The following is a 10,589-nucleotide window of genomic DNA, read 5'->3' on the forward strand; positions in this document are numbered from 1 at the left end:
GCCCGGCCCGTACGGCGAGGGCCTCCGGGTCGAGCGACCCCTGGGGCCGGGTGTCGCCGCGGCGATATGCGCTGAGGCCGGCGGGTCGGTTCCTCACGGCGCTCTCGCACACGACGGTCAGGCGACGAGCAGGCGGAGGCCGAGCTCTGCCGCGTCGAGGGCGACGAGGTCGCGGTTGCGCTCGGCCCACCGGCCCGAGGAAAGGTCCTCGCGGAGTCCGTTCACGGCCCGCTGCTCGGCCTCGGGCCCGACCCTGGTCCATACCGACACCGCGCGGCGCACGTGTTCGTCCAGGTATGCCTCGGGCCGGCGCCAGTGGGCCTCGAAGAAACCGTCGGCGCAGTCCCACGGGATGAGCACCGGCTCCGCGCGGCCCCCGATCGCGCTGGTCAGGTCGGCCAGCGCAGGCCAGTCGACGAGGAGATCGGCGAATTCGGGCAGGTAGTCGCGGGTGAGCCAGAACCGCTGACGCCAGCCGGTGCCACTGGCGTCGTAGGTGAACACCACCACACGGCGGGCGACGCGCCGCATCTCACGCAGCCCGGCGATCGGGTCCTGCCAGTGGTGAACGGTGCTGAAGGCCATCGCGGCGTCGAAGGACCGGTCCTCGAACGGGAGGTTCTCCGCAGCGGCCGCCACGCACGGCGCCGCGCCCGCGGGGCGCTGCGCCCTCATGACCGCCGACGGTTCCACCGCGGTGACGTCGCGGTCGGGGGGCTCGTAGGAGCCGGTTCCGGCCCCGACGTTCAGTACCGTCCGTGCGTCCCCGAGCGCCTCCCAGATCCGGGCGGCGATCCGCGGCTCGGTGCGTCGCGTCGCCGGGTAGGCAGACCCGATGGCGTCGTACAACTGTGCGCCGAACACTTGCAGTTGCTCCTCCGGTGTCGTCCTGATCCCCATGGACCGTGCCTCCAGTTCCCTGTCGATGGCGGTCACCATGGCAGCGGCACGGTCGCGCTGTTCCAGCAGCAGGCCGCGCAGCCGGCGCAGGTGTGCGACCGCGTCGGTGGCCGGGTCGTCGACCAGCTCCGCGATCTCACGCAGCCCGAAGCCCAGCCGCCGGTAGGCAAGTACCTCCCGCAGTCGCTCCACGTCGCCCGCCGCGTAGGCCCGGTACCCGGCCGCGGTCCGCGCCGACGGGTGGACGAGGCCGATCTCGTCGTAGTGATGCAGCGTGCGGACGGTCACACCGGCCAGCTCCGCCACACGTCCCACGCTCAGGTGCTCCTCCACGCCGGCGACTATCCGGCATGACGCCGCGTGAGGGTCAACGCTTCGCTCCGATCCGAAGGCCGAACGGAAGCGGCTGCGGCCGCTTCTGCCGGCCGGCCGCGGGCATCCCGGCTGTTCGGCCTGCCGGTGGACACTCGGTGCCGGACCGGCCGCTCCGGGGATCGGGCGAGCACCACGACGTGGGGCGGCCGCTCACCCGTGCTGCCCTGCGGAGTCCGCGGCCCCGGACGCCCGGTCGCGACGCGAAGGCCGCTCAGCGATTGAGGAAGGCCAGCACCGCCAGCACCCGCCGGTGGCCCGAACCCGAGGGCGGCAGGCCGAACTTGGTGAAGATGTTGCCGATGTGCTTGCTCACCGTGGGCACCGACAGTTCGAGCCGGTCGCAGATCTCGGCGTTGTCCAGGCCCTCGGCCATCAGCCCGAGCACCGCCCGTTCCCGCTCGGTGAGCGCTTCCAGCGGGTCGAACACGGACTGCCGGCTCATCAGCTGGGTGATGACCTCCGGGTCGAGTGCGGTTCCGCCGGCGGCCACCCGGCGCAGCGCGGCGGTGAACTCGGAGACGTCCCCCACCCGGTCCTTGAGCAGGTAGCCGACGCCCCCGGCGCCCTGGCCGAGCAGTTCGGTGGCGTATCGGCTCTCCACGTGGGCGGACAGCACCAGGACCGGGAAACCGGGGCGTTTCCGGCGCAGTTCGACGGCGGCGCGCAACCCCTCGTCCCGGTGGGTGGGCGGCAGCCGCACGTCGACGACCGCGGCGTCCGGGGCGTGCTCCGTCACCAGGTCGGCCAGCCCCTCGGCGTGGTCGACGGCCGCGACGACCTCGATGCCCTCGGTGCGCAGCAGCAGGACGAGCCCCTCCCGGAGCAGAGCGTCGTCTTCGACTATCAGGACTCGCATGGCAGTTCCACCCGTATCGTCGTGGGACCGCCCGGCGGGCTGGTCACCTGGGTCGTTCCGTCGAAGGCCGCCACCCGGCGGCGGATGCCGGCCAGGCCGGTGCCGCCCCCGTGCTCGGTGGCGCCGCCGCGGCCGTCGTCGGCGACCTCCACCCGCAGCACCGCCCCCACGCGGCCGAGGTGGACGCTCACCAGCTTCGCCCCGCTGTGTTTGGCGGCATTGCTGAGGGATTCCGCGACGACGTGATAGGCGGCGACCTCCACCGCGGCCGGTGCGCGGGCCAGGTCGCCCAGGTGCAGGGTGCAGGGCACCGGGGAACGGGCGGCCAGTGAGGACACCGCGCCGGCCAGGCCCCGGTCGGCGAGGATTGGCGGGTAGATGCTGCGGACCACGTGGCGCAGTTCGGCCAGCGCCTCCTCGGCCGCGGTCTGGGCGACGGCGATCAGCTCCCGCGCCTTGGCCGGATCCGTGTCCATCAGCCGCTCGACGATGCCCAGATGCATGCGCACCGCCACCAGACGGTTCTGGGTGCTGTCGTGCAAATCCCGCTCGATGCGGCGCAGTTCCGCTGAGTGCGCCTCGAGGGCGCCGGTCCGAGAGGTGGTGACCTCCTCGAGCCGGGCGGCGAGCCGGGCCTTTCCGCCGGCCGTCAGCAGGTGCTGCGCGCAGCGGGCGTGCAGCAGCGCGGCCCGTGGGACGAGGAAGAGCAGCAGGGCCAGATAGACGGCGCCGAACGGGACGGCCGCGAGGGCTGCGGGCCAGGAATCGACGGGATAGCCGGCGGGGGTCACGGCCAGGCCGTCGGGCAGTGCCCACCACCACAGCGGGACCGTGGCGCAGACCAGGACGCCCGTGGACGGGATGAGGGTGACCATGCCGAGGAGCAGCCCGGCCGGCGCCTGGACGACGGCCCAGCCCGCCTGGCGGCGGATCATCGCGAGGTCCCGGCGGCCGTGCTGCGGGCCCGGGCCTCCGGTCGAGCCTCGCTTCCCGGCGAGAAGTGCGGCGCTCGCGGCGAGTTCCCGCTCCGAAATGCAGTGGAGCTTTTTCACGAGAAACGAGACCAGCGGCATTCCGGCGCCGGTGACGAACAGCGCGGATCCCAGCGCGAGGCCGATCACGAGAAACCAGGACACGAATGCCGAGGAAAGAGCGCGCAGCACATACCGGATATCGGCCCGCAGGGACCACAGCCTGCCCAGCAGCCTGTCCCGCTTTCTTTTCCCCGGAATGCTCCGCGCGCTTTTCCGCCCGGCATCGGGCCGTTCGCCCGCGCGGGCCCCCCGGGCCTCTGTCGCCATGCCCCGGACACTACCGCCGAACGGCGGTCGAACACCTGATCCGGGGGCATTTCCGGCCACTCTGAACTGCCTCCCGAGGGCGTCCGGAGCCGCGGTCGAACGCCTGGTGGAGAGCCTGCTCCACCGTTCCGGTGGAGCCAGGTATGCGTTGTGTCGTTCCCGAATCCGGTGATAACGTCCCGTCGACATCGGGCAAGAAATGCTTTTCCTCGGGGGCCGATCCGTGAAGAACCGTCTGACCTTTCCTTCCCGGACACCTGGGGGAACGGAATCACCGGCCGGCGGCAGCGGTGCTCTGGCACTGCACGAAGTGACCAAGCACTATGGGTCGGGCGAGAACAGGACTCAAGCGCTCAAGGGTATTTCCGTAGAACTGGCCAGGGGTTCGTTCACTGCGGTAATGGGGCCCTCGGGCTCGGGCAAGAGCACCTTCCTGCACTGCGCCGCCGGGCTCGACCGGCCCAGCAGCGGCGAGGTGTGGCTGGGCGGGACACCCCTGTCGGGGATGCGGGAGAGCCGGCTCACCCGGCTGCGCCGGGACCGGATCGGTTTCGTCTTCCAGGCCTACAACCTGCTCCAGGCCCTCGACGTGCGCGACAACATCACCATGCCGCTGCGGCTGACGGGCGAACGCGTCGATCCCGCCTGGTTCGACGAGGTGGTGGAGCGCGTCGGTCTCACGGGCCGGCTGCACCACCGTCCCGCTCAACTGTCCGGCGGCCAGCAGCAGCGGGTCGCGGTGGCCCGCGCCCTCATCACCCGTCCCGACGTGATCATGGCGGACGAGCCGACCGGGGCGCTCGACTCCCGCACCGGTGCGCAGGTGCTGACGCTGCTGCGCGACCTCGTGGAGGAGCTCGGCCAGACCGTGCTGATGGTCACCCACGACCCGCTCGCCGCCGCCCACGCCCAGGAGGTGCTGTTCCTCGCCGACGGCCTCGTCGTCGACCGGCTGATGGCGCCGACCGCGCACGCCGTGGCCGGGATCATGACCGAACTCGGGGACCGGTGACCCGTGTTCGCTCTCGCCTGGAAGACCCTGCGGGCCCGCAAGGCCTCCTTCGCCGGCGTGTTCGTCGCGCTGCTGTGCGGCTCCGCCGTCATGACCGCCTCCGGCGTGCTCGCCGAATCGGGGCTGCGCGTGTCCGTCCCCGCCGAGCGCTACGCCGGCGCCCGGCTGGTCGTGGGCGCGGACCGGACCCTGCGGATCCCCGGTGGTGACTTCACCGTCGCCGAACCGCTGCCCGAGCACCGCCCGTTGGCGGCCCGGACCGTTCACGACGTCGCCGCCGTCCCCGGGGTCCGCACCGCCGTCGGCGACTACGACGTCGAGGTCGCGGTCACGCCCGTCACGGACCGGTCGGGCGCCGCCCGCACCACCCCCTCGTCGGGCCACGCCTGGGACTCCGCGGCCCTCGCCCCGCTCCGCCTGACGGACGGCCACCCTCCCCGGTCACGGGACGAGATCGTCGTCGAGTCCGCTCTGGCCCGCGCCGCGGGACTGCGGACCGGGGACGAGGTGCGCGTCACGCGGGCGTCCGTGCCCGCCGTGTACCGGGTGAGCGGCATCGCCGCGTCGCCGGCCGGCGACGCGTGGAAGCGCACCCTGGCCGTCTACTTCACGCCCGCCGAGGCGGCACGGCTGTCCGGCCATCCCGGACGCCCCGACGCCGTCGGGGTCGTCTCCGACCGCGGCACCGACACCGCCGCGCTGGCCGCGGCCGTGCAACGCGCCGCGGGGAGCGGCACCGTCACCCACGGCGGGGACGACGCCGCCCGGATCGAGTTCCCCGACGTCGGCGCCTCCCGCGACCTGCTGTTCCTCGTCGCCGCCTCCTTCGGCGGTACGGCCGTCCTCATCGCGGTCTTCGTGGTGGCCGGCACCCTGGCCCTCTCCGTCGGCCGGCGCCGGCGGGAGTTCGCCGTGCTCCGCGCCATCGGCTCCACCCCGTCCCAGATCTACCGGATGGTCGTCGCGGAGTCGGTGCTGGTCGCGCTGATCGGCGGCGTGCTGGGCTGCCTGCCGGGCGTGCGGCTCGCCGAAGCGATGCGGGGGCTGTTCGCCCGCTTCGGTGCGGTGCCCGAGGACCTGCCGATCGTGATCGGCCCCGCCCCGTTGGCCGGCGCCGTCCTGCTGACCGTGCTGACCGCGGTGGTCGCCGCGCTCGCCGCCGCCCGCCGCCCGGCCCGGCTCAACCCGGTGGACGCCCTCGGCGAGGCCGCCGTCGAGCCCGCCACGCTGCCCGGCTGGCGGCGGACGCTGGGCCTGCTCTGCCTGGTGTGCGGCGCGGGCGCGGCGATGTCGCCGCTGTACGTGCGCAGCGAGGTGGGCGCCGCGGGCACCGGCAGCGCCGCGCTGCTGTGCGTCGTCGGCCTGGCCCTGCTGGGCCCTGCCGTGGTCCGGGTGTGGGTCGCCGTGACCGCGCCGCTGCTGCGCCGGCTGCCGGTCAGCGGGTTCCTGGTGGTGGCCAACACCAACGCCGGGCTGCGCCGGGCCGGTTCGGCAGCGATGCCGCTGGTCCTGGCCATCGGGTTCACGCTCACCATGGTCTACACGCAGACGACCCTGGCCGCGGCCTCCGAGCGGCAGGTCGACCAGGGCCTGACCGCGGACCTACTGCTCGCCGACAACGGCTCCGGCGGGATCGCCCCCGCGGTGGCGGACGAGGTCCGGCGCACGCCCGGAGTGGCCGCCGCGGTGACCGTCACCGACACCAAGGTGTTCGTGCCCTTCACCGTCTTCGAGGACAAGGACCTGGCGGGCTTCAGCGCCCGCGCCGTCGGCACGGACGGCCTGACGCGGACCATGGACCCGGGCGTCGTCGACGGCAGCCTGAAGGACCTGCGCGGCCCCGGCACGGTGGCCGTCGAGCACTCGCAGGCCGAACTCCTCGGCACCGGCGTGGGCGACCGGCTGGACGTCCGCCTCGGCGACGGCGCCCCGGCCCGGCTGCGGATCGTCGCCACCTACGAACGCGGCCTGGGATTCGGGGACATGACGCTGCCGCAGGAGGCCGTCGCCGGGCACACGACGGAGGCGCCCGGCCGGCTGCTGGTGCGCGCCGAGGAGGGCCGGGACCCGGCGGACGTCGCCGCGGCGCTGCGCTCGCTGGCCGCGGAGCATCCGAGCCTGTCGCTGCTCGACCGGAAACAGTTCGCGGACGGCGCCCGCGCGGAGTCCGTCCTCAACGCGTGGATCAACTTCACGGGCCTCGCCGTGATCCTCGGCTACCTCGCCGTCTCCGTGGTCAACACGCTGGTCGTCGCCACCTCCGCCCGCTCCCGGGAGTTCGCCCTGATGCGGCTGGTGGGGGCCACCCGGCGGCAGGTCATGCGCACGCTGCGGCTGGAGGCGGGCCTGGTCTGCGCCCTGGCCGTGGCGCTCGGCTCGCTGGTGGCCGCGGTACCGCTGGGCGCGCTCGGGACCGGGTTCCTCGGCAGCCCGGTGCCCGCCGGAACCCCGGCGGTGTACCTGGCCGTGGTAGCGGTCGCGGTCCTGCTGGGCCTGGGATCGGTCGCGGTGCCGGTCCGCCTCGCCCTGCGCATCGCCCCGGTGGAGGCCATCGGCGTCCGCGAATGAGCCGGCGCCGGCCGGACACCCCCGGCCGGCCGGCGCCACCTACCCCGGTTCTCCTCAAGCGGGTGCTGCAAGTTCGCATCCTGCCGGGACGCCGGCGCAAACGCCATTGGTCCGGGGCGGTTGGCATCAGGTTCTGACATCGACGGCAACGGTCAGCCCGGGCGGAGACGCCTCTTGAGCAGCTGACCCATGTGGCTGATCGCCCACGCTGTGTGTTCCACATGACGTGCGCATGAACGTCCTTCGCGGTGCTGGTCTCGGGGCGGATCTCGAGCACAGCGTCAGCCGGGGAGTTCGGCGCAGCGTAGCGAGCGGGCGCACAGCCCGGCGACAGCCCCGAGTGCAACGACCAGGGCGCTGGCGATGAAGATTGGGCGTGTTCCCCAGGCGGCGATGGCCGCACCGGTGAGGGGGTAGGTCAGGGGGGTGACGCCAAGTGAGAACAGGCTGGCGACGGCGGTGACTCGGCCGAGGTATGCCGAGTTGGCGGCGGTTTGCAGCAGCGCCGCGTACAGTGCCCCGCTGAGTCCGACGGTCAGCCCGATCGTGACGCCAACCCCAACAGCAGCGGACAGCGATGGTGCGAGGGCAAGCGCACTGATTCCCACCGCGCCGAGGCCAAGGCATCCCTGCTGAGTAAGCCCTGCGCGCGGGAGCCGACCGCGAGTGGCCAATAGGAGGGATGCGGCGGCGGCTCCGGCTCCGAAGCCGCCGACGATCCAGCCGAGCCCGGTGGCACCCCAGCCGCGTTCGTCAGCGAGCAGGGTCACTCCAATGTTCAACGGGCCCATGAAGCCCAGTTCGCTGATCGCCAGGACGACCATCAGCGACGTCAGAAGCTTGTCATGGCGGATGTGCCGCAGGCCGTCGGCCAAATCACACCAGACAGCGGCGCCACCGGTCCGGGTTGGCCGATCTTCGTCATCTGGGAGAGGTGCGACCCGTACGGCGATCAGCAGCGGCAGCGATACCGCAAACAGCATCCCGGCGACGACGAATGCGATCGAGGGGCCGCCCAGCGCCATGGCCAGGCCGCCGAGCGGCGAACCGCCGATGGTGGCCGCCCGGGTGGCCAACCCGCGCAGACCCTGTACCCGGGCCAATTGATCCGGCCTGGTGATACGTGGCGGCAGTGCGCCGACCGCCGGCAGGAACAGGGCGTCCACCGTGCCGAAGACCAGCCCGACCACCACCAACAGCCACAAACCGGGGGTTGTCACTGCCAGAACGCCGGCCGCAACAAGGACCACCACGCACCGCGTCAGATCGCTGCCGATCACCACCCTGCGCGGCCCGAACCGGTCGGCCACCACCCCGCCACCGAGCATCAGCACAGCCCTCGGAACCGATGCGGTGGCCAGCACCAACCCCGCCTGCGCCGGGCTGCCAACCCGGGTTGCCGCCCAGGACAGGGCGAGAAAATACACGTTGTCACCCAGCAACGAGAAGACGAGAGCGCCCAGCCAGCGCAGCACATTCGCATCCCGATGAGCGGGCGGCAAATCCGGCGGTGCGGATATCGCAGTCACGTGACGTCTCCTCACGGCCGGTACGGGAATCCGTAAAGATGCAGTGCGACATGCTCGCGGCCCTCGGTGTCGCCAGCCGCCTCGGCCGTTTGGCCGCGTTCCACCCAGCGTCGGACGAGCACGTGAATCTCCTCCCCCAGCTCGGCGAGTTCTGCCGCCGTCAGCCGTGGCAGGTACTCGGAGCTGAACGAGGCGTCCGACCACTCCTTCGGCCACGCCGCCTGCTGGTCGAGGTAGGTCCCGTACCCTTCGGCGCGCGTCGCGAGCAATTGCCTGGTCACCTGCCCGACCACCGCAGCGCCCTCGGGATCGCCCACGAAGTCCGAGTTGCGGAAGGTCCACCCCTTCTCCGAAGTCGGCTTCCACCACCGTTCGCGGCCGTCTGTGCTCAACTCCGGCGCCTCGACGATGAAGCCATGCGCCGCCATCTTGCGGAGGTGATAGCTGACGAGAGACACCGCCTCGTCCACCCGCTCCGCAAGCTTCGACGCGGTCGCGGAGCGAGCCATGTACAGCTCGCGGTACAGCGCGATCCGGAGGGGATGGGTGAACACCTTCAGCGCATCGAGATCAGTGATCGTCGGCGTCGGTTCCTTGGCCATGCGCCAAAGTTAGATAGAAAACAAAAGTTGCGCAATAAGATTTGTGCAACTGCTCGATCCACCGACTGGAACCCGCGGACACGGGACTGCTGCAGAATCGGGCGATCAGCCGTAGCGGACTGTGGTGAGGTCTGGCAGGCGAACAGCATCGCCTCGGGCTTCTCGTTCGCGGTTATTTGCGAGCGGACGGAGAGTCGATCTCCCGCATATCGCCCACGGATCAACACCGTCCGACACCAACTCGGAGCCTGACTTCGCCGCGCCGTCGGGCCCTGACTCCGCAGTGAAGGCAGCGCTCGCGCACCCCCGAGCTGCTGGGGACAGATTCTCCGGCCAGAGCGAGCCCCGCCACATCAACGTGGCATACTCAAAGTATGGCAACCCGGAAGATCACCATCACAGTGCCGGACGAACTGGTGGAATCGATCAAAGAGCGAGTCGACGCGCGCGGGGTGTCCGGCTATATCGCGGCCGCCGCCGCTCATCAGGACTCCATGGACCGACTGCGCGAGTTGGCCGAACGTCTCGAAGAAGAGCACGGCGCCGTGACGGACGACGAGCAGCAAGCGGCGCTGGACCGCATCGCCGCCATCGACGACTGGCATGACGAGCACCGATCTCGTTCGGACGAGGTCGCGTGAGCCGCACCGCTCGAGCGAAGCCGCACCGGCCGCGACAGCGCGTCCTCGTGTTCGATTCCGAGGCTCTCTCCAAGGCGGTCCAGGGCGATCGGGAGATGGCGGCGCTGATCAAGACGGCCCCGCGGCTCGACATCCCCATCGTGACCTCGTCGCTCACGACCTTGGAAGCGTGGGACCCCCGCGAAACATCGAGACAGGCACTGTGGAACTGGACACTGTCCCGGATCCGCGTCATGCACACGGACGACCAGGTGATCACCATGGCGCGCGACATGCTGAAGGCAGCAGGTCTGCACGGTCACAAGTACGCCATCGACGCCGTCCTGGCGGCTGTGGCTGGGCGGGAGGCCGCGCAAGGAGCTCAGGCAACCGTCTTCACGTCGGACGTCGACGACATGAATCAACTCCTCACGGGATACTCCGTGCGAGTCGAGAAGGTCTGACGGAACGCTGCCCCACCTCACGGGCGGCGGGCCACAACAGTCCGGCCCCCACCGTGCGGTGGGGGCCGGACTTCGTGTGCGGGGGGAACCCGACCGGTTACTCGCCCATGGCCTCGACGAGGCTCTTCGGGCGCATGTCGGTCCAGTGGGTGTTGACGTACTCCAAGGCGTCGGCGCGCGACGACTCCGTCAGCGCCACGTCCCAGCCGTCCGGCACCTCGGCGAACGCCGGCCACACCGAGTACTGGCCCTCGGCGTTGACCAGGACCAGGAAGGTGCCGTTCTCGTCCTCGAAGGGGTTGCTGCTCATGGGAGTTGTCCTTTCGTCTGCTGTTGCTTCAGCGGTTGCGGTTGCGGTTGCG

The 10,589-nt window shown here is 71.5% G+C and carries 10 protein-coding genes; 4 read left to right on the forward strand and 6 right to left on the reverse strand.

The features are described from left to right. Positions 1-117: 117 nt before the first annotated feature. From M1E25_RS11615 to M1E25_RS11625, 3 genes are all read right to left on the reverse strand, one after another. A complete protein-coding gene (locus M1E25_RS11615; RefSeq protein ID WP_251413849.1) occupies positions 118-1,206 on the reverse strand; it encodes a MerR family transcriptional regulator in 1,089 nt (362 codons plus the stop codon). A 280-nt stretch (positions 1,207-1,486) separates the two neighbouring features. Then, positions 1,487-2,131 (reverse strand): response regulator, encoded by a 645-nt coding sequence (locus tag M1E25_RS11620; RefSeq protein ID WP_251413716.1) that lies wholly within the window; start codon positions 2,129-2,131, stop codon positions 1,487-1,489. Beyond that, on the reverse strand, positions 2,119-3,621 hold the full coding sequence (locus M1E25_RS11625) for a sensor histidine kinase (protein WP_308290416.1): 1,503 nt from the start codon (positions 3,619-3,621) through the stop codon (positions 2,119-2,121). The genes M1E25_RS11620 and M1E25_RS11625 overlap by 13 nt, the downstream gene beginning before the upstream one ends. A gap of 10 nt (positions 3,622-3,631) precedes the next feature. On the opposite strand from M1E25_RS11625, the gene M1E25_RS11630 reads away from it, so the two are divergent. Together M1E25_RS11630 and M1E25_RS11635 are read left to right on the forward strand one after the other, a co-directional pair. Further along, a complete protein-coding gene (locus tag M1E25_RS11630; protein ID WP_251413722.1) occupies positions 3,632-4,444 on the forward strand; it encodes an ABC transporter ATP-binding protein in 813 nt (270 codons plus the stop codon). A 3-nt stretch (positions 4,445-4,447) separates the two neighbouring features. Then, entirely contained in the window at positions 4,448-7,012 is a 2,565-nt protein-coding gene (locus M1E25_RS11635; protein ID WP_251413724.1) for an FtsX-like permease family protein, read from the forward strand. Between the two features lie 281 nt (positions 7,013-7,293). Here M1E25_RS11635 and M1E25_RS11640 read toward each other — a convergent pair whose 3' ends face one another. Together M1E25_RS11640 and M1E25_RS11645 are read right to left on the reverse strand one after the other, a co-directional pair. Continuing rightward, a complete protein-coding gene (locus M1E25_RS11640) occupies positions 7,294-8,541 on the reverse strand; it encodes an MFS transporter (RefSeq protein ID WP_251413727.1) in 1,248 nt (415 codons plus the stop codon). An 11-nt stretch (positions 8,542-8,552) separates the two neighbouring features. After that, complete coding sequence (locus tag M1E25_RS11645; protein ID WP_251413730.1) at positions 8,553-9,143, reverse strand: winged helix-turn-helix domain-containing protein; 591 nt, start codon at positions 9,141-9,143, stop codon at positions 8,553-8,555. Positions 9,144-9,517: 374 nt separating this feature from the next. Here M1E25_RS11645 and M1E25_RS11650 point away from each other — a divergent pair, with 374 nt between their 5' ends. Beyond that, positions 9,518-9,784 (forward strand): hypothetical protein, encoded by a 267-nt coding sequence (locus M1E25_RS11650; RefSeq protein ID WP_251413733.1) that lies wholly within the window; start codon positions 9,518-9,520, stop codon positions 9,782-9,784. Next, complete coding sequence (locus tag M1E25_RS11655) at positions 9,781-10,227, forward strand: hypothetical protein (protein WP_251413736.1); 447 nt, start codon at positions 9,781-9,783, stop codon at positions 10,225-10,227. The genes M1E25_RS11650 and M1E25_RS11655 overlap by 4 nt, the downstream gene beginning before the upstream one ends. Positions 10,228-10,324: 97 nt before the next feature. Here the strand turns inward: M1E25_RS11655 and M1E25_RS11660 are convergent, their stop codons facing one another. After that, on the reverse strand, positions 10,325-10,537 hold the full coding sequence (locus tag M1E25_RS11660; protein ID WP_251413750.1) for an MbtH family protein: 213 nt from the start codon (positions 10,535-10,537) through the stop codon (positions 10,325-10,327). Positions 10,538-10,589 lie beyond the last annotated feature (52 nt).

Origin of the sequence: Streptomyces meridianus (assembly GCF_023703325.1) — a bacterium.
In the GTDB taxonomy this organism is placed as follows: domain Bacteria; phylum Actinomycetota; class Actinomycetes; order Streptomycetales; family Streptomycetaceae; genus Streptomyces; species Streptomyces meridianus.

What these genes read in the sequence shown, in the direction of transcription:
- M1E25_RS11630 (WP_251413722.1), top strand. Translation starts at nt 3,632, where the DNA reads ATGCTTTTCCTCGGGGGCCGATCCGTGAAGAACCGTCTGACCTTTCCT.
- M1E25_RS11650 (WP_251413733.1), top strand. Translation starts at nt 9,518, where the DNA reads ATGGCAACCCGGAAGATCACCATCACAGTGCCGGACGAACTGGTGGAA.
- M1E25_RS11625 (WP_308290416.1), bottom strand. Translation starts at nt 3,621, where the DNA reads ATGTCGACGGGACGTTATCACCGGATTCGGGAACGACACAACGCATAC.
- M1E25_RS11645 (WP_251413730.1), bottom strand. Translation starts at nt 9,143, where the DNA reads ATGGCCAAGGAACCGACGCCGACGATCACTGATCTCGATGCGCTGAAG.
- M1E25_RS11660 (WP_251413750.1), bottom strand. Translation starts at nt 10,537, where the DNA reads ATGAGCAGCAACCCCTTCGAGGACGAGAACGGCACCTTCCTGGTCCTG.
- M1E25_RS11620 (WP_251413716.1), bottom strand. Translation starts at nt 2,131, where the DNA reads ATGCGAGTCCTGATAGTCGAAGACGACGCTCTGCTCCGGGAGGGGCTC.